Source organism: Streptococcus lactarius, from assembly GCF_016642265.1.
GTDB lineage: Bacteria > Bacillota > Bacilli > Lactobacillales > Streptococcaceae > Streptococcus > Streptococcus lactarius.
The window spans coordinates 1-18,510 of the sequence record NZ_MRXX01000003.1; the positions used below are offsets into that span (position 1 = coordinate 1).

At 41.6% G+C, this 18,510-nt stretch carries 19 protein-coding genes and 2 tRNA genes; 17 read left to right on the plus strand and 4 right to left on the minus strand.

Annotated features, from left to right (window positions below; all coding sequences use genetic code 11):
• Positions 1 to 28: 28 nt before the first annotated feature.
• Together BTU61_RS02125 and BTU61_RS02130 are read left to right on the plus strand one after the other, a co-directional pair.
• Positions 29 to 102 (plus strand) — tRNA-Arg (locus BTU61_RS02125).
• A 19-nt stretch (positions 103 to 121) separates the two neighbouring features.
• Positions 122 to 195, plus strand: a tRNA-Pro gene (locus BTU61_RS02130).
• Between the two features lie 92 nt (positions 196 to 287).
• On the opposite strand, the gene ntdP is transcribed toward BTU61_RS02130, so the two are convergent.
• The 3 genes from ntdP to BTU61_RS02145 all read right to left on the minus strand — a co-directional run bounded on the left by ntdP (position 288) and on the right by BTU61_RS02145 (position 2,500).
• Positions 288 to 821: a nucleoside tri-diphosphate phosphatase gene (gene ntdP, locus BTU61_RS02135; RefSeq protein WP_187540768.1), complete on the minus strand. Its 534-nt coding sequence runs from the start codon at positions 819 to 821 to the stop codon at positions 288 to 290.
• A gap of 109 nt (positions 822 to 930) precedes the next feature.
• Positions 931 to 1,713 (minus strand): recombination regulator RecX, encoded by a 783-nt coding sequence (recX, locus tag BTU61_RS02140; protein WP_200772148.1) that lies wholly within the window; start codon positions 1,711 to 1,713, stop codon positions 931 to 933.
• Between the two features lie 10 nt (positions 1,714 to 1,723).
• Positions 1,724 to 2,500, minus strand: coding sequence for an aminoglycoside 3'-phosphotransferase (locus BTU61_RS02145; protein WP_200772149.1), 777 nt, complete (start codon positions 2,498 to 2,500; stop codon positions 1,724 to 1,726).
• Between the two features lie 55 nt (positions 2,501 to 2,555).
• On the opposite strand from BTU61_RS02145, the gene rlmD reads away from it, so the two are divergent.
• The 13 genes from rlmD (at position 2,556) to BTU61_RS02210 (ending at position 14,796) form a co-directional block, all read left to right on the plus strand.
• Complete coding sequence (gene rlmD, locus BTU61_RS02150; RefSeq protein WP_200772150.1) at positions 2,556 to 3,908, plus strand: 23S rRNA (uracil(1939)-C(5))-methyltransferase RlmD; 1,353 nt, start codon at positions 2,556 to 2,558, stop codon at positions 3,906 to 3,908.
• Between the two features lie 32 nt (positions 3,909 to 3,940).
• Complete coding sequence (locus tag BTU61_RS02155; RefSeq protein ID WP_200772151.1) at positions 3,941 to 4,174, plus strand: DUF1858 domain-containing protein; 234 nt, start codon at positions 3,941 to 3,943, stop codon at positions 4,172 to 4,174.
• Positions 4,174 to 5,520, plus strand: a complete 1,347-nt coding sequence (locus BTU61_RS02160; RefSeq protein WP_200772152.1) for a DUF438 domain-containing protein — start codon at positions 4,174 to 4,176, stop codon at positions 5,518 to 5,520. Before BTU61_RS02155 ends, BTU61_RS02160 begins: the two co-directional genes overlap by 1 nt.
• Positions 5,521 to 5,522: 2 nt before the next feature.
• Positions 5,523 to 5,777 carry a DUF1912 family protein gene (locus BTU61_RS02165; protein WP_013903179.1) on the plus strand — a complete coding sequence of 85 codons (255 nt, stop codon included), beginning with the start codon at positions 5,523 to 5,525 and terminating at the stop codon, positions 5,775 to 5,777.
• Positions 5,778 to 5,957: 180 nt separating this feature from the next.
• Entirely contained in the window at positions 5,958 to 6,305 is a 348-nt protein-coding gene (locus BTU61_RS02170) for a helix-hairpin-helix domain-containing protein (RefSeq protein WP_200772153.1), read from the plus strand.
• Between the two features lie 328 nt (positions 6,306 to 6,633).
• Positions 6,634 to 7,212, plus strand: coding sequence for a flavin reductase family protein (locus tag BTU61_RS02175; protein WP_200772154.1), 579 nt, complete (start codon positions 6,634 to 6,636; stop codon positions 7,210 to 7,212).
• Complete coding sequence (locus tag BTU61_RS02180; RefSeq protein WP_200772155.1) at positions 7,199 to 7,759, plus strand: GNAT family N-acetyltransferase; 561 nt, start codon at positions 7,199 to 7,201, stop codon at positions 7,757 to 7,759. The genes BTU61_RS02175 and BTU61_RS02180 overlap by 14 nt, the downstream gene beginning before the upstream one ends.
• Positions 7,760 to 7,787: 28 nt before the next feature.
• Positions 7,788 to 8,258, plus strand: a complete 471-nt coding sequence (locus BTU61_RS02185) for a ribonuclease H family protein (RefSeq protein ID WP_200772156.1) — start codon at positions 7,788 to 7,790, stop codon at positions 8,256 to 8,258.
• A 13-nt stretch (positions 8,259 to 8,271) separates the two neighbouring features.
• Positions 8,272 to 10,920 (plus strand): valine--tRNA ligase, encoded by a 2,649-nt coding sequence (locus BTU61_RS02190; RefSeq protein ID WP_200772157.1) that lies wholly within the window; start codon positions 8,272 to 8,274, stop codon positions 10,918 to 10,920.
• A gap of 65 nt (positions 10,921 to 10,985) precedes the next feature.
• Positions 10,986 to 11,942: a tRNA modification radical SAM protein MnmL/YtqA gene (gene mnmL, locus BTU61_RS02195; RefSeq protein ID WP_200772158.1), complete on the plus strand. Its 957-nt coding sequence runs from the start codon at positions 10,986 to 10,988 to the stop codon at positions 11,940 to 11,942.
• Positions 11,926 to 12,483 carry a tRNA 5-(aminomethyl)-2-thiouridylate-methyltransferase MnmM gene (gene mnmM, locus BTU61_RS02200; protein ID WP_200772159.1) on the plus strand — a complete coding sequence of 186 codons (558 nt, stop codon included), beginning with the start codon at positions 11,926 to 11,928 and terminating at the stop codon, positions 12,481 to 12,483. The genes mnmL and mnmM overlap by 17 nt, the downstream gene beginning before the upstream one ends.
• A complete protein-coding gene (locus BTU61_RS02205) occupies positions 12,476 to 12,730 on the plus strand; it encodes a hypothetical protein (RefSeq protein ID WP_187540779.1) in 255 nt (84 codons plus the stop codon). The genes mnmM and BTU61_RS02205 overlap by 8 nt, the downstream gene beginning before the upstream one ends.
• Before the next feature lie 11 nt (positions 12,731 to 12,741).
• The gene (locus tag BTU61_RS02210; RefSeq protein ID WP_200772160.1) at positions 12,742 to 14,796 is read left to right on the plus strand and encodes a cation:proton antiporter; all 2,055 of its coding nucleotides are present in this window, start codon (positions 12,742 to 12,744) and stop codon (positions 14,794 to 14,796) included.
• A 52-nt stretch (positions 14,797 to 14,848) separates the two neighbouring features.
• Here the strand turns inward: BTU61_RS02210 and BTU61_RS02215 are convergent, their stop codons facing one another.
• Complete coding sequence (locus tag BTU61_RS02215; protein ID WP_200772161.1) at positions 14,849 to 15,655, minus strand: ABC transporter ATP-binding protein; 807 nt, start codon at positions 15,653 to 15,655, stop codon at positions 14,849 to 14,851.
• A 74-nt stretch (positions 15,656 to 15,729) separates the two neighbouring features.
• Between BTU61_RS02215 and BTU61_RS02220 the strand changes: the two genes are divergently transcribed.
• The gene (locus BTU61_RS02220; protein WP_187540782.1) at positions 15,730 to 16,857 is read left to right on the plus strand and encodes an AI-2E family transporter; all 1,128 of its coding nucleotides are present in this window, start codon (positions 15,730 to 15,732) and stop codon (positions 16,855 to 16,857) included.
• Between the two features lie 132 nt (positions 16,858 to 16,989).
• Positions 16,990 to 18,471: an AcpB/EbpR/MafR family transcriptional regulator gene (locus tag BTU61_RS02225; protein ID WP_187540783.1), complete on the plus strand. Its 1,482-nt coding sequence runs from the start codon at positions 16,990 to 16,992 to the stop codon at positions 18,469 to 18,471.
• Positions 18,472 to 18,510 lie beyond the last annotated feature (39 nt).

Sequence of the window (18,510 nt, forward strand, 5' to 3'; positions counted from 1 at the left end):
AAGACTATGTAAAGCAGAAATAGAATGGGCACCCTTAGCTCAACTGGATAGAGTACCTGACTACGAATCAGGCGGTTAGAGGTTCGACTCCTCTAGGGTGCATAAGGCGAAAGCTTTAGATCGGGAAGTAGCTCAGCTTGGTAGAGTACTTGGTTTGGGACCAAGGTGTCGCAGGTTCGAATCCTGTCTTCCCGATAGTATATTGAAAAGGCTAATGGTTTCATTAGGCTTTTTTGTTATTTCTTTAGATGGATGACAAGAAAAAAGAGCTTTCGCTCTTTCCAACTTTATTTATTTCGCAGTTCAACATAACGGTTATACCAAATTTTGATATATTCCTCTGAAAAAGGACCTTTGTTTTGGTTGATCCAATCTACTAATACCTTTACATTTTCCTTCAAAATAAAGTCAATGTTGTCTGAATAGTGCATTTTCTCTTTATGCTGCTCATATTCTTCAACATCTAACAATTTTTTTTCACCATTTGTAAAGACCTTGACATCGAGATCATAGTCGATATATTTTAAGGCTTCCTGGTCGATGTGAAAAGGACTTGCTAGGTTACAGTAGTATGATACACCATTGTCACGGATCATGGCGATGATGTTAAACCAATATTTTTTATGGAAATAAACGATCGCTGGTTCACGTGTAATCCAACGTCTGCCATCACTTTCAGTAACAAGTGTATGATCATTTACTCCAATAATTGCATTTTCGGTTATCTTTAATACCATGGTGTCACGCCATGTTCGGTGTAAACTGCCATCATGTTTATAACTTTGAATTGTAATAAAGTCGCCTTCTTTAGGTAGTTTCATAACGTACCAACTTTCTACAATCTAAGTATATCCTCTATATTGTATCATATTTTTTCAAATATTTTCTGTTTTTTCTATCATATTTTCAATTTAATTCATGAAGAGAGGTTTATTCATCTAGGAAGTCCCTTATGGCTGACGTTATATCACTATAATCGTACCCTTTTCTTGCCAGTGCTTGTGTTAAACGTTGTTTGAGGTCGTAGCCATCATACTTTCGCGAATATTTCCGATATTGCTTATCCAACTCTTTAAAGATTAGTTCCTGAACGGTTTCCTCTTCTATCTGGCTATCCAGTTGGTCAAAGGCTGTTTTAGCTTCCAAGTAGGAAAACCCTTTGTTGGTAAGATTTTGGATTATCTTGTCTTGTAGAGCACGAGCAGGCAATTTACCCTGATATTTTTTCAGTAGTTTTTCGGCTGTACGCTCTGCGACTTCCGTCATGTTAAATTCTTGTAAGACGTCTTGGATAACGGCCTTAGCAACTCCTTTTTGAGAAATCTTTTGTATCAGCATGTAGCTTCCCTTGTCACCAGATAGCTGATTGGAATTGATGATAGCATAGGCATACTGACGGTCATTGATCCAGTTGTCATCCTTGAGGGCTTGGATGACTTGTGGTATGATTTTCTCATCAATCTCATGTTTAACTAAATAGTCTCTGACTTCTTTTTCAGTACGGGCCTTGAAGGATAAGTGGTAGAGCGCCAAGTTTTTTCCGTAGGAAAATTGTGCAAAGGTTTGAATTTCTGCAAACTCTTGAGGACTAATTTCCTTATCCTTGGTCAACATAAAGCGAACAATGGTATCCTCTGTAATATAGCAGGTTTGGTCGCTATCAAGTTCTAGCAGGTAGAGACGTTTTTTCTTTTCTAGTTTTGTGATTTTCATGATTTTCCTTTTATCCAAACGCTTCAAAGGCAGCAACGAGTCGAAGTTTATTTACATCGACCTGTTCTCTCCCATAATAGTCAAGAAATAGTTCTGCGTATTTAGGGTCATGTAGGTTATAGTTGAGGGACCAAACTGCCCAAAAGAGATCGATATGTCGGTCACTGAAATCAGCTAAGCCAAGGTCAATAAAGCAAGAGAAGTGGTCAGCATCTTTTAGAATAAGGTTCGGTAGACAGGCATCCCCGTGAATAAAGGCATCTGTCTTTAAAAGGTGCCCTTGTTCTCGAATGAGCTGGAAGGCCTCTTCACGGCTGCTAATCCGGAATTGGGGTAGGAGAGCCTTGGCATAGAACTCACCTTTTTCATAGTTTTTTAATGCTCTGTCTTTATAGGCCTGTAAATGATTTTCTGATGGGAAATTTTGCGGATAAAAGCTGTGAAGTTTTTTAAGAGCTTCGGCCATGGTTCGGCAGATTTTTTCTGGCTGGTCTAAAAAAGCGAGAGTATCATGACCAATAGCCTCTTTAGTCAGGAGGTAGTCTTTATCTGTAGATAGATAGTGGATGACTGGAGTTCCTATTCCCTCTTGTTCAAACAAACTTGCAATTCTAGCTTCTCTCTCTAATCTTCCCTTTTGATCTATTTTCAAATAGTAACCTGAATCAAGATAGAGAACCGTTGCGCCTGAATGAGAAGAGCTGTCAGAAAGAGTTGCTCCCTCTATATAAGTTCGTAATTGCTCAGGAAAATCCAATGGGGAAAAATGAGATATCTTTGTATTCATGGTTTTATTGTAACATATTCTTAAACATTGAGAAACTACGTGGTATAATAGACTTATGAGTCTTAAAGTAAAACAAAAAATTCCTTTGAAAATTAAACGAATGGGAATTAACGGAGAAGGAATTGGCTTTTATAAAAAAACACTTGTCTTTGTGCCTGGGGCTTTAAAGGGCGAAGATATCTTCTGTCAAATTACAAGTGTCAAGAAAAATTTTGCGGAAGCCAAACTCCTATCTGTGAATAAGGCGTCTAAGTATCGGGTGACACCCATGTGTGATATCTATGAGACCTGTGGGGGCTGTCAAATCATGCATTTGAAGTATGACAAGCAGTTGGAGTTTAAGACAGATTTATTGCAACAGGCCTTGAAGAAGTTCTCACCTGAAGGCTTTGAACAGTATGCTATTCGGCCGACAATCGGAATGAAGGAGCCTCTTTACTATCGGGCAAAATTGCAATTTCAAACAAGGAAATTCAAGGGTCAGGTGAAGGCGGGGCTCTATGCTCAAAATTCACATTATTTGGTAGAATTAAAAGATTGTTTGGTTCAAGATCCGGTTATTCAAGCGATTGCTACTGATCTAGCGGATTTATTGACCTACTATCAGATTCCGATTGCTGATGAGCGAAAAGAACTGGGTGTCAGAACCATGATGGTTCGACGGGCTCGGAAGTCTGGTCAGGTTCAGATCATTGTGGTCACTAGTCGGCAGATTAATTTAAAGGATTTAGTGGAAGACTTGGTTAAGAAACACCCTGAGATTGTCAGCGTTGCTGTTAATAAAAATACGTCTCGCTCCAGTGAAATCTATGGGGACCAAACACAGATTATTTGGGGTGAAGAGGCTATTCTTGAAGGTGTTTTGGATTACGAATTCTCCCTTTCTCCTCGTGCCTTTTATCAACTGAATCCAGAGCAGACTCAAGTCTTGTATAGTGAGGCGGTTAAGGCTTTGGATGTTTCGCCGGAGGATCATCTAATTGATGCCTACTGTGGTGTTGGAACGATTGGGTTTGCTTTTGCGAATCGAGTGAAAAGTGTTCGGGGGATGGATATCATTCCTGAAGCGATTGAAGATGCCAAATACAATGCTAAACGGATGGGATTTGAGAATACCCACTATGAGGTTGGTACAGCAGAAGAGATCATTCCTCGCTGGTACCAAGAAGGCTATCGAGCAGATGCAGTCATTGTGGATCCACCCCGTACGGGTTTAGGGGCGAAATTGATCGAGACCTTGTTGCACTATGCACCTGAAAAGATGGTCTATGTCTCTTGTAATGTCTCTACTTTGGCACGGGATCTAGTGGCTTTGACAAAGGTTTATGAGGTTGAATACATTCAATCAGTGGATATGTTCCCCCATACAGCACGGACAGAAGCAGTTGTGAAATTAGTGAAGAAGTGAAAATGAACGAAATGAGTAAAGGAAATAGGAAAATGGACAATGTTATTGATGTATCGATTCCAGTGGCTCAAGTCATTGATCAACATCCGGAAGTATTGGACTTGTTGGTGGAGTTGGGCTTTAAACCTTTAGCCAACCCCATCATGCGCAATACAGTTGGGCGCAAGGTTTCCTTGAAACAAGGATCAAAATTAGAAGGTACCCCCATGGAGAAGGTTGTGCGAACGCTAGAAGCTAATGGCTATGAAGTAGTGGGGTTAGACTAATGAGCGATGAACGAATTCATGTCTTGAGAGACATCTTATTAGACCTGCATCATGGAGCATCTCCTGAGTCGGTCCAAGAACGATTTGATGCGACCTTTGCGGGGGTTTCTGCGATTGAGATCTCTCTCATGGAGCATGAGCTGATGAACTCTGATGCAGGGGTTACGTTTGAAGATGTTATGGAACTTTGTGATGTCCATGCGAATCTCTTTAAGAACGCTGTCCAAGGGGTCGAAGTGGCAGATACTGACCATCCAGGCCATCCGGTTCAAATCTTTAAGCAGGAGAACCTGGCTCTTCGGGCCGCTATGATGCGGGTCCGCCGCTTGCTAGATAATTATGAGACAACTGAGGATCCTGAGATGATCCAAGAGATTCATAAGGGCTTACTGCGTCAGTTGGGCTTGGTGGGTCAATTTGATCGGCATTATCGCCGGAAGGAAGAGTTGATGTTTCCGATTATGGAAAAATACGGCCATGATTCACCTCCGAAAGTGATGTGGGGGGTGGATGACCAGATTCGGGAACTCTTTGCGAAAGCACTGGATGTGGCCAAGGGACTACCGGATTCCGACATCTTAGAAGTCAAAAAGTGTTTTGAAGCCTTTGCGCAAGAGTTTGAGGGAATGATCTTTAAAGAAGAATCAATTCTCTTGATGATATTGTTGGAATCCTTTACTCAGGATGATTGGCTTTCCATTGCGGAGGAAAGTGATGCTTATGGTTATGCCATTATTCTCCCAAGTGAAAAATGGGTGCCAAAACGCGTAGGTTTCAAAGAAGAACCACTGAAGGAACCAGAAGATTCTACTGAACTTCTTTCTTCTTCAGGAGGAGAAGAACAACGTCAGGTCATTGAGACTCCTGAGGGACAATTGACCATTACTTTCACACCTAAGAAAAAAGAAGAGAGCTTTGATAGAAAGCAAGCTCAATCATTTGGCAATGGTTATTTGTCAGTCGAGCAAGCGAATTTGATTTTAAATCATTTGCCGATGGAGATCACTTTTGTCAATAAGGATGATATATTCCAATATTACAATGATGTGGCGCCTTTTGAGGAGATGATTTTCAAACGGACGCCGTCGCAGATAGGACGTAATGTCGAATTGTGCCATCCGCCAAAATACTTGGAGAAGGTCAAGGCGATTATGCAAGGACTTCGTGAAGGGAAAAAAGACAAGTACGAAATGTGGTTCAAATCAGAATCGCGTGGAAAATTCGTCCATGTCACCTATGCAGCCGTGCGTGATGAAGCTGGAGACTTTCAAGGTGTCTTGGAATATGTTCAGGACATTCAACCCTATCGAGAGATCGATACGGATTTTTATAGAGGAATGGAGTAAAGATGAGTTACGAAACAGAGTTTATGAAGGAGTTTGAGGAGTGGATCAAGACCCAAGTCATGATCAATGAGATGGCCCTAGAAGAAAGTAAGAAGGTTTTTGATGAAGACCAGGATGAACGAGCTAAAATTGCCATGATTCGCTATGAAAGCCGTTTGGATGCTTATCAGTTCTTGCAAGGGAAGTTTGAAAATTTCCACGCTGGAAAGGGATTTCATGATTTGCCAGATGGCCTCTTTGGTGAAAGAAAATACTAAAATGACGTTATTGAAGGCGTTTTACCAGCTGGATTTAGCTGAAAATTGGGCAATGACTTGATTTTTTAAGGGATTATGATACAATAAAAAAGTTGAAATGACATCAACGGATTATTGAAAGTAATGATGGTGATGAAACCTTGTTGCCTTAGGAATTGATCACTATTTTTAGGAGGAAAAATGGCAAAGAAGAACGTAAACCGTGCAAAACAATACAAACATCAAAATAGACATGTCTTGAAAAAAGCTGTTGCAACTGTAACTGCAGCTGTGAAAGAAGCACCGAAAAAAGTTGAAAAAGCTACAAAAGCAGTAGCAAAAGAAGTGAAACAAGCGGCTTCTTCAGTGGAAGAGTTTGCTGCAAGTTTGGAAGGTGTGGCACTTGATCGTGCGCAAACATTCTATGATGAAGGTATTCGCTCTGTTGCGGACTTTACTAGCTGGACAGAGAAAGAGTTGTTGGCCCTTAAAGGAATCGGCCCAGCTACAATCAAGAAATTGAAAGAACTAGGCATTAAATTTAAATAATCGCTTTTGTGATTTCTTGCTATTTCCAGAAGATCTTGATAAAATGAAGCTATTAGAGGTGTTTTGAATCCCATATTTTACAGAAAGTGGCGGAGCTGAGAAGTCCACAAATGTGTCAAAACTAGTTGCTAATGGATAAAAATGAAATATTGAAATGGTCTTTTTGCTTGCTTTTGGGACGAGCTAACGACGTCATAAAAGAGAAATAATAAGATTAAAGATGCGGGCATCTGCCCGAAATTGGGTGGTACCGCGGATAAACATATTCGTCCCTGTCAGATTGATGACAGGGGCGATTTTTTTGCAACTCTAGGCAAAGGAGGTTGTCATGAAACAATCTTTTAAAACAAGTAAGCTCTACTATGGTTTTCCTATCTTTATCTTGGGGTATGAGGACCAGAACTTTGGACACAATATAACGACCTGCAGCTCCTCATATAGTCTAGGAGATTGGTTAGTCATTGGGGTTGGTGCTGAGGAAAATGCAGCAGACCAGATCAAGCACTATCAACAGTTTACTGTGAACATTCCTGATGAAAACTTCATGCTTGAGATGGAGCAGGCTGGATTTATCAGCCATCGGGAGAAGTTGGAACACTTGGGACTAGACTATAGGATTTCTGAACGGACTCAGGCTCCGATTTTAGAGGCATGTCCCGTCGTTCTGGATTGCCAGGTAGATCGTATCATCGAGGAAGATGGCATCTGCCATATCTTTGCTAAGATTCTCGAGCGACTGGCTGATCCAGATCTCTTGGATGACAAAGGGCATTTTAAAAATGACCGCTTCGCGCCAACTTACTTTATGGGGGACGGACACCAGCGCGTTTATCGTTATCTGGACGACCGAGTCGATCCCATGGGAATCTTTATCAAGAAATCGAGGAAGAGGGATGACAAGAGCTGAACTGCCAGAACGAATCGAAACGGAGCGTCTCGTTTTACGAGTCCGTACAGTGGCGGATGCTGAGGATATCTTTGACTTTGCCAGTCTCCCAGAAGTCTCCTACCCAGCGGGCTTTCCGCCTGTTAAGACCTTGGAAGATGAGATTTACTATCTAGAGCATATCCTCCCTGAGCGCAATCAAAAGGAAAATCTCCCAGCAGGTTACGGCATTGTGGTCAAAGGAACCGATAACATCGTCGGCTCTGTTGATTTCAACCATCGTCATGAAGACGATGTGCTGGAGATTGGCTATACCTTGCACCCAGACTATTGGGGTCGAGGCTATGTGCCGGAAGCGGCGCGTGCCTTGATTGATCTGGCTTTTAAAGAATTGGGTCTTCACAAGATAGAACTGACTTGCTTTGGCTACAATGCCCAAAGTCAACGAGTTGCAGAGAAGCTTGGATTTACCCTTGAAGCTCGCATAAGGGATCGCAAAGATGCCCAAGGAAACCGCTGTGACAATCTGATATATGGCTTGATGAAGAGTGAGTGGGAAAAGATATAATTGAAATAAATATTTAGGGGTGTAGATAATGAACGACAAAATAATCTATTTTGATGCAAGTACGATTGGTCATAACGGTAATAAAGATAGAGAACAAACTAAAGTAAATGTTTTGGACGAATCAAAAACTCCATTACTTTTAAATTTAGATTTATCAGAATATTTCACTAGCCCATATGGTGTCGAAAGTGTTGATGATACAAGTGGCATAGTAATTTTAAAAGAAGGATTAACAAATAATCATGGAGAATTATTAGCTCTATTCTTTGCTATGAAAATCGCAGAACAGATTCAAGCAAAAGTTATTTGTGGAGACAGTAATAATGCGATTCAATATTGGTCAAAAGGACAGTATAATCGGAAAAATATCAAAAATAATGAAACTATTGAATTGATAGAAAAAGTAACTAAACAACGTGATAATTTTGAAAAATCTGGGGGAGAAATTAGGAAAATTTCAGGAGATTCTAATCCCGCTGATTTGGGATATCATAGATAAAAGGAGAACACACATGTCTAAAGAACTTTCACCTAAATACAATCCAGCCGAGGTTGAGGCTGGTCGTTACCAAAAATGGCTTGATGAGGATGTTTTCAAGCCTTCAGGCGATAAAAAGGCGAAGCCTTACTCTATCGTGATTCCACCACCAAACGTAACTGGGAAACTCCACCTTGGTCACGCTTGGGATACGACTTTGCAAGATATCATCATCCGTCAAAAACGGATGCAAGGTTTTGATACGCTTTGGCTCCCAGGGATGGACCATGCTGGGATTGCTACTCAAGCCAAGGTTGAAGCGCGTTTGGCTGAAAGTGGTATTTCGCGTTACGACCTCGGCCGTGAGAAATTTCTTGAAAAAGTTTGGGAATGGAAAGATGAGTATGCGTCTACCATCAAGAAACAATGGGGCAAGATGGGGATTTCAGTGGACTACTCACGTGAACGGTTCACTCTTGATAAAGGCTTGTCAAAAGCTGTTCGTAAGGTCTTTGTAGATTTGTACAAAAAAGGCTGGATCTACCGTGGTGAATTCATCATCAACTGGGATCCAAAAGCCCGTACAGCCCTTTCTGATATCGAGGTTATTCACAAGGATGTGGAAGGTGCCTTCTACCACATGAACTATATGTTAGAAGACGGTTCACGTGCCCTTGAAGTGGCGACTACTCGTCCTGAAACTATGTTTGGGGATACTGCTGTAGCCGTTAATCCAAATGATGACCGTTATAAAGATTTGATTGGTAAAAATGTTATCTTGCCAATCTTGAACAAGCCAATTCCAATCGTTGGGGATGAACACGCAGACCCTGAATTCGGTACTGGTGTGGTTAAAATCACTCCTGCCCACGACCCGAATGACTTCTTGGTTGGTCAACGTCATAATCTTCCTCAAGTCAATGTTATGAACGATGATGGTACCATGAATGAATTGGCTGGTGAATTCAACGGCATGGACCGCTTTGAAGCTCGTAAGGCTGTTGTCAAGAAATTGGAAGAAATCGGTGCCCTTGTTGAAATCGAAAAGATGACTCACTCGGTTGGTCACTCAGAGCGTACAGGTGTGCCTGTTGAACCACGTTTGTCTACTCAATGGTTTGTGAAGATGAATCAATTGGCCAAAAATGCCATCGCAAACCAAGACACAGACGATAAGGTTGATTTCTACCCACCTCGTTTCAACGATACCTTCCTTCAATGGATGGAAAATGTTCACGACTGGGTCATCTCTCGTCAGCTCTGGTGGGGTCACCAAATCCCTGCTTGGTACAATGCTGAGGGTGAAATGTACGTTGGTGAAGAAGCACCAGAAGGTGACAGATGGAAACAAGACGAAGATGTCTTGGATACGTGGTTCAGTTCTGCCCTTTGGCCATTCTCAACTATGGGCTGGCCGGATGTCGACTCAGAAGACTTCAAACGTTACTTCCCAACTTCAACCTTGGTAACAGGTTACGACATCATCTTCTTCTGGGTATCTCGTATGATCTTCCAATCCTTGGAATTCACTGGTCGTCAGCCGTTCCAAAACGTGTTGATCCACGGTCTCATCCGTGATGAGCAAGGACGTAAAATGTCTAAATCTCTCGGTAACGGGATTGACCCAATGGATGTGATCGAGAAGTACGGAGCCGATGCCCTTCGTTGGTTCCTTTCAAACGGTTCTGCACCAGGTCAAGACGTGCGCTTCTCTTACGAGAAAATGGATGCTTCATGGAACTTCATTAACAAGATCTGGAACATCTCTCGCTACATCCTTATGAACAATGAAGGCTTGACCCTTGAGCAAGCAACTGCCAATGTGGAAAAAGTTGTCAACAAGGAAGCTGGAAACGTTACTGACCGCTGGATTCTTCACAACCTCAATGAAACCATCGGAAAAGTCACTGAAAACTTTGACAAGTTTGAGTTTGGTGTCGCTGGGCACATCCTCTACAACTTCATCTGGGACGAGTTTGCGGACTGGTATGTTGAGTTGACCAAGGAAGTCCTTTATAGCGGTAACGAAGAAGAGAAAGTCATCACACGTTCTGTTCTCCTTTATACTTTGGACAAGATCCTTCGTCTCCTCCACCCAATCATGCCATTCGTGACAGAGAAAATCTTTGGACAAATCTCAGACGGTTCTATCGTTACAGCAACATACCCAACTGTTAATCCAGCCTTTGAAGACCTTGCGGCTCACACTGGTGTCGAAAGCCTCAAAGACTTGATTCGTGCCGTTCGTAATGCGCGTGCGGAAGTAAACGTAGCTCCAAGCAAGCCGATCACCATTCTTGTTAAGACTAGCGATAGCGACTTGGAAGCCTTCTTTAACAGCAATGTCAACTACATCAAACGCTTTACAAACCCTGAACACTTGGAAATCGCAGCTAATGTAGAAGTCCCTGAATTAGTAATGTCAAGTGTTATCACAGGAGCAGAAATCTACTTGCCTCTCGCAGACCTCCTCAATGTCGAAGAAGAACTCGCTCGTCTCGACAAAGAACTGGCTAAATGGCAAAAAGAATTGGATATGGTTGGTAAGAAGCTCTCTAACGAACGCTTCGTAGCCAATGCAAAACCAGAAGTCGTCCAAAAAGAACGCGACAAACAAGCCGACTACCAAGCCAAATACGATGCGACCGTCGCACGTATTGATGAGATGAAGAAGTTGATCTGATAAAATAAGATCTTACCAACTAGGAGTTGAACTCGCGTTTTGAGTTCAACTCTTTTTTTGCTATAATGAAGGGTATGAAATCCTACAATACCTTGAATGATTATTATCGAACTTTATTTGGAGAAAAGACCTTTAAAGTCCCTATTGATGCAGGCTTTGATTGTCCTAATCGAGACGGAACAGTCGCCCATGGTGGCTGTACTTTTTGTACGGTCTCAGGTTCAGGAGATGCCATTGTGGCTCCAGAAGCTCCGATTCGAGAACAATTTTACAAAGAGATTGATTTTATGCATCGGAAATGGCCAGATGTGAAGAAGTACCTGGTCTATTTTCAAAATTTCACCAATACCCATGATAAGGTGGAAGTCATTCGAGAGCGTTATGAACAGGCTATTAATGAGCCAGGAGTTGTCGGAATCAATATCGGAACACGTCCGGACTGTTTACCTGACGATACCTTAGCCTACCTAGCAGAGCTGACTGAGCGCATGCATGTGACGATTGAGTTGGGCCTTCAGACCACTTATGAAGCGACTTCTGAATTGATTAACAGAGCTCATAGTTATGAACTCTATGTTGAAACCGTCAAGCGCATTCGAAAACAAGTACCGAAGGCTGAGATTGTCTCCCATTTGATCAATGGGCTTCCGGGGGAAACACACGAGATGATGGTGGAAAATGTTCGCCGTTGTGTGACGGACAATGAGATTAACGGGATCAAGTTGCACCTTTTGCATTTGATGACCAATACACGCATGCAACGCGACTACCATGAAGGGCGTCTCCAACTCATGAGCCAGGAGGAATATGTCAAGGTCATTTGTGATCAGTTAGAGATTATTCCTAAGCACATCGTGATCCATCGGATTACCGGGGATGCCCCGCGCGACATGTTGATCGGTCCTATGTGGAGCCTCAACAAATGGGAAGTGTTGAATGCCATTGAAGCGGAAATGCGGCGTCGTGGGAGTACCCAAGGTTGTAAAGTAGAAGAGGAGGATGATCATGTTACGACCACTTGAAATGGCCCATCAGTTTTTAAATGAAGTCATCACCAAAGAAGATGTGGTGGTGGATGCGACCATGGGGAATGGATATGATACGGCTTTTTTAGCAAAACGAGCAGGTCAAGTCTATGCCTTTGATATTCAAGAGCAGGCCCTTGTCAATACCCGAGAAAAATTGGACCAGCTGGGGCTTCAAAACGTCCAATTGATTTTGGATGGCCACCAGCATGTGGATCACTATGTAACGAATCTCAAAGCAGCAATTTTCAACCTTGGTTATCTGCCAGCTGCGGATAAATCAGTGATTACCCTGCCAGCTACTACGATTGAAGCCATGGAGAAAATCTGCACTCGCTTAGAAAAAGGTGGGCGTATCGCAATTATGATTTATTACGGTCATGCGGGGGGAGACCTTGAGCGCGATGCGGTGCTGGACTTTGTCAGCCAGCTTCCTCAAAAAGACTACACAGCGACCATCTACCGGACGCTAAATCAAGTGAATCAGCCCCCGTTTTTGGTCATGATTGAAAAATTAGAAAGCTACCGGCATGGATAAAGAATATTTAAAGAATAAAATTGAGGGACTAAGACAACATTTTGTTGAGTCCACGGTTCACGAGCGGGCCACAGGATTTTATGACGAAGTGCATATGACCAAAAAGATGCTCAAAATCAAAAAGAAGTTGGTTGCACTGGAAATGGAACGGTGCCAAAAGAAGATTGAGCACAAGGATGTAACCAAGACAGATCAAAAGATTGCGGAGATCAAACAGCAATTTGAAATTTGTTGCAAAGATCGTTAAGGAGGTAGAAAATGGAACTTCTCCTTTATGCCGTGATTTTTTCGATGGTTCTGATCATCTCCAATGCCACCAATAAACTGTTTCCCCGTCTGCCATTACCTTTGATCCAAATTTTCTTGGGGATTGGCTGGGCTTTGTTTATCCCCGCAGAGCAGTTTCACCTGGATACGGAGCTATTTTTAGCTCTTGTGATTGGCCCACTCTTGTTTCGAGAAGCAGAAGAAGCAGATATTACTTCTATCTTGAAGCACTGGCGGGTTATTCTCTATTTAATTTTCCCCGTTATCTTTCTTTCAACCCTGAGTTTAGGCTGGCTTGCCCACTCCTTGTGGTTGAGCCTTCCTTTGGCAGCCTGTATGGCTGTGGGGGCAGCTTTAGGCCCTACGGATTTAGTAGCCTTTGCCTCTCTTTCTGAGCGCTTTAGCTTCCCAAAGCGAGTCTCCAATATCTTAAAAGGAGAAGGTTTGCTCAATGATGCTTCTGGACTGGTTGCTTTTCGAATGGCTTTAGCAGCCCTTGCTACAGGTACTTTTTCTGTTGGAAAAGCAGGGATTTCTTTGGGGATTTCCATATCAGGTGGCTTATTAGTCGGCCTTTTGACAGCCTTTGTCAACCGGTGGCTGCAAAAATTACTCTTGAGTGTGAGAGCCAGTGATATTGCTAGTGAATTGTTATTAGAACTGAGTCTCCCACTGTTGACCTTCTTCCTAGCAGAAGAACTCCATGTCTCCGGTATCATTGCAGTAGTTGTGTCAGGGATCCTAAAAGCCAGTCGCTTTAAGCACATTACCCTCCTTGAAGCGCGTGTGGATACTGTGAGCCATACTGTCTGGAATACGGTCAACTTTATCTTAAATGGCTCGGTCTTTGTCATCTTAGGAATGGAATTGGAAATGATTGCCAAGCCCATCTTAAGTAGTCCCATTTACAATAATCTTCTTTTAGTTGTTTCTGTCTTTCTGTTGACAGCCTTACTTTTCTTGATTCGTTTTGTCATGGTTTACCTCTTTTATTGGTTCCGAACGGTTCGACTAAAAAAATCGTTGAGAAATTATCTAAAAGATGCCTTATTGCTGACTTTTTCGGGTGTGAAGGGAACAGTTTCGATTGCGACCATTCTTTTGATTCCAACAAAGCTCGAACAAGAGTACCCTATCTTGCTCTTTTTAGTTGCAGGGGTAACGCTCCTTAGCTTTCTCGTAGGATTAGTCGTTCTTCCAACCTTATCAGATGATAAGGAAGAAGGTAATGATGACCTGATGCAGATTGCGATTCTAAATGATGTTGTGACTGAATTAGAAGCTGATTTAAAAAATAGTCACCTAAAAGGGCCTCTATACGCTGCCATTGATAACTACCATGGACGGATTGAAAATCTGATCTTAAGTCAAGAAAATAAGCTCATTCAAAAGGACTGGGAAGAGTTAAAGCTCTTGATGTTAAGTATTGAAAGTGATGGCCTTGAGCAAGCTTTTGAAGAAGGACGGATTAGAGAGCGCAGCTACCGTGTTTATCAACGCTATTTGCGGAATATGGAGCAGCGCATCAATCGGAATCTCTCCTCTCGTTTAACCTATTATTTCTTGGTTTCCTTCCGGCTTTTACGCTTGTTGGGCCATGAAATTGTCACATTTGGATCTGGTTTTAGGAATTGGTGGAAACACGAGGATCGACAACTAGAAGCCATTGATTATGATCAGATTGCGGCTCTTTATTTGGCCAATACAGAAATTATCATTGAAAGTCTAGAAGACCTTAAGGGTGTCTATCGGAGTAGTCTCATCTCTTACCTCCAGGAATCTCGTCTGAGAGAAACAGCCATTATTTCTAGCGGAGCTTTTGTCGAACGGGTTATTAACCGAATGAAGCCAAATAATATCGATGAAATGTTAAGAGGCTATTATCTTGAACGTAAGATAATTTTTGAATACGAGGCGGGACACTTGATCACCTCTAAACAAGCACGTCGCATGCGTAAAAACGTCAACGAATTGGAGAACTACTCATTGAGAGAAAGTGCCAATACGCTCCCTTATGATGTGATTGCCTATGCTCGAAATCGCTAAGCTAAAATAAAAAAGTGACCAGGCCGATCGACTTAGTCACTTTTTGTATATTTTATTCAGTTTTATTTGAATATTGTACTTCAGGTTTGACAAAGAGGCGACCCTCCCCCAAATCAATCAAGGAAACCTGTGCTTGGTAGAAGTGACTAAGGATAGAAGGAGTAAGGATATTTTCCTTTGGTCCTTGGTCCACGACTTGGCCATCTTTGAGCAAGAGGACATGGGTCATGTCTTTGGTAATTTCCTCAGCATGGTGGGTGACGTAGAGGATGGTAGGAGCATGCTTCAACTCTTTGATATGGTGGATCTGCTGGAGTAACTTTTCTCTAGCAAAGAGATCAAGACCGCTTGAGGCTTCATCAAAAATGATCAGATCTGGCTGGTCCATGAGGCTTCGTGCAATGAGAACCGTCTGTTTTTCTCCTTGAGAGAGTTCACGGTATTTTCGTCCAATCAAAGAGCGGGCTCCAATCGAAGTCAACATATCGCGTGCCCAGCCCAATTCTTTCTCTCCATAAGCCGTATACAAAATACTACTTTTGTATTGCCCGGTCAGGACAATCTGTTCTGTGAGGAGGTGTTCGGACAGTCTTTCTGAGATAAAAGAGCTGACAACACCAATGCGTTTCCGAAGCTCAGGGATGCCACCTTCCCCAAAACGAGTTCCAAGGACTGTTACCTGACCTGAACTAGCCCAGTATTCTGACATGAGAAGCTTTAGAAGGGTTGATTTTCCGGCCCCGTTGAGACCTAAAATGGCCCAGCATTCCTTTTCTTTCACCTGCCAGTTGATTTTTTTTAATAACGTTTTTCCATTGCGGATGAAATGAACGTCTTTTAGTTCAATTAAATTCGTCATAACTTTATCCTTTTGATTAAAATCTCCTTTATTCTATCATAAAATATGGTAGAATAGAAAACAGGAGGTAAGGAATGTTTCGAAATAGTAAATTGTTATTCTGGACATGTGAGATCTTATTATTGACAGTGATTTTCTACATTTGGAGATCCATGGGAGCCTTGATTGCCCCATTTGTGTCCGTTTTGAATACCATCCTCTTGCCATTTTTGATTGCAGGTTTCTTATATTACATTACAAATCCAATTGTTGAGTTATTGGAGAAATACTTAAAGATTAAGCGAATTTTTGGAATTTTGATCACCCTAGTTATCTTGTTCAGTACCATCGGTTTAGGGATATTCTATCTTCTTCCTATCTTGATCAATCAGCTATCCAGCTTGATCAATTCGACGCAAGGTCTCTATTGGGAAGTCCAAAGCTTGGTTCGAAAACTCTCAACCAATGCCTTGTTTCAAAATATCAATATTCAATCAACCATTCAACAGTTGAATCTCTCCTACATGGATATCCTCCAAAATCTTTTGAACAGTGTTACCAATAGTTTGGGTAGTGTGCTCACTACTATTGTCAATACGGTCTTTATTTTGATCATGACACCGATCTTTTTGGTTTACTTCCTCGTAGATGGGAAGAAGCTACTTCCGATGTTGGAGCGGACCATCCTACGAAATGACAAACTACAAATTTCGAGTTTGTTGGTTAGTCTCAATCAAACAGTTTCACGTTATATCAGCGGTATTTCGATCGATGCCTTGATCATAGGGACCCTCGCTTATATTGGTTATAGTTTTATCGGCTTGAAGTATGCCTTGGTCTTTGCCATTTTCTCAGCCTTTGCCAATCTCATTCCTTATGTGGGACCAACAATTGGCTTGATCCCGATGATCATTACCTACGCGTTTACGGATATGGATATGATGGTCAAAGCCGTCATTTATATGTTGATTATTCAGCAGATCGACGGGAATATCCTCTATCCTCGAATCGTTGGAGGTGTGATGAAGGTCCATCCGATTACGATCATGGTCCTCTTGTTACTCTCTAGTAACATCTACGGGATTATCGGGATGTTAGTTGCAATTCCAGTCTATTCGATCGGTAAGGAAATCATCAAATTCTTGATGAATCTTTATGACAACCATCGAGCGGCAAAAGAACAAAAGAAAAAAGAAGAATTTGGAATCATTAACAAATCATAGACTCTAAGGCCCAAAGAGGCTTTAGAGTTTTTTTAGACATTTTTGTAAAAAATGCATCTAAAAGTCAACAAGTCCTATAAAATGTGTTAAAATAAAGGTATTTTAAAGATAAAATGAAAAAGGTAGGGAAAGATGAGACTCCTTTTATCGAAAAAACAAAGACGCCAATTGGAATTATTGGAAATCTTGATCAAGGAAAAAAGATGGTTTCATTTGAAAGAATTGGCTAAACGCCTGGATTGCACGGAGCGTTCCTTAAAAGAAGATTTATCCAATCTTCGTAGTACGTTTACCGAGTTTTTGATTGAGTCCTCAACAAACGGGATCAAAATCAGTTATGAAGATTCGGTGGGATTAGAGGTGGTGTACCATCACTTCTTTAAAGAATCACAAGCATTTGCTTTGATTGAATATCTTTTTTTCCATAAAGATGTATCCAATGACTATATCTGTAGAAAATTTGATCTTAGTTACCAATCATTCTATCGTTTGATCCGTACCATTAATCAAAAGCTCCAAACCAAGTATAATGTAAAAATTGATTTGAAACCTTTAAATCTGGTTGGAGATGAAACGGATGTTCGTTTCTTCTATGCCCAATATTTTGCAGAGCGATATTACTATATGGAGTGGCCTTTCCCTGAGTTCAAGGAAAATGCCGTAACCGATTTGATCACTTTCTTCTTTAAGCTCTACGGCTATCCTTTAACCTTCTCAGTTATCAAGTCTTATAAGGTGCTCTTGACGGTTTATTTGTCCCGTATCAAGCAAGGTTATTTCATCGATATGCCGACCACCTTTGATGAATACAAGGATCAGTATCAAGGGGTGACCAATGTTGAAGAGATGTTGCGTTATTTCAGTTTGCAGCTGGGGGTTGAGTTGAATGAAAAAGTGCTAGAGCAGTTCTTCATTATCTTTATTCAAGAGAATTTCTATTTTAGCCCAGAGAGTCTTATTGAAGCAGCGGAAACAGACCAATATGCCAAAGAATCGACGAATTTGATCCGAAAGATGTTCAAGGATCTTTGCAAGACCTATGATTTGGAAATTGAAAACCTGGATGAAATGTTGATGCACGTTCACAATACGGCCCATCTGGGGCGTAAGGAATTGTTCTCCGAGTTTCTCTTATTTGATACCAAAACCAATACCAATGATGACTTTATGAGTATCTTCCCAGCCTTTTATGACGATTTGAAGGCAGATCTGATAGCTTATATGGAGACGATGCAACACGATCTGAACGAAGAGATCTTAAAGCACATGATCTACACGGTATACACTCACTGGGAACGCCTCTTGCCACAGTTATTGCGCCGTCGGAAATCGATTAAGGTCTTGATCATTAGTCGTTTTGATGATCACCATGCCAAATCCATGATTGACTTCCTTGATTTCTACTGTACCGATAACTTTGAATTCACCCAGATGATCAAGTACAATCTAACGGTGGAAGATATCGAAGCTTCAGATGCAGATGTTGTGGTGGCCAACTTTATGATGCCAGAATTAAAGAAAAAACCATTTATTTGTACAAGCAGCCTATCATCACTCGAGTTGGTTGAAAAACTCAATGCCTTCTTTTATGATTTTACAAGTGCAGAACACTAGAGAGTGGGACAGAAATCGGTCATTCGTTAGAATTCGATT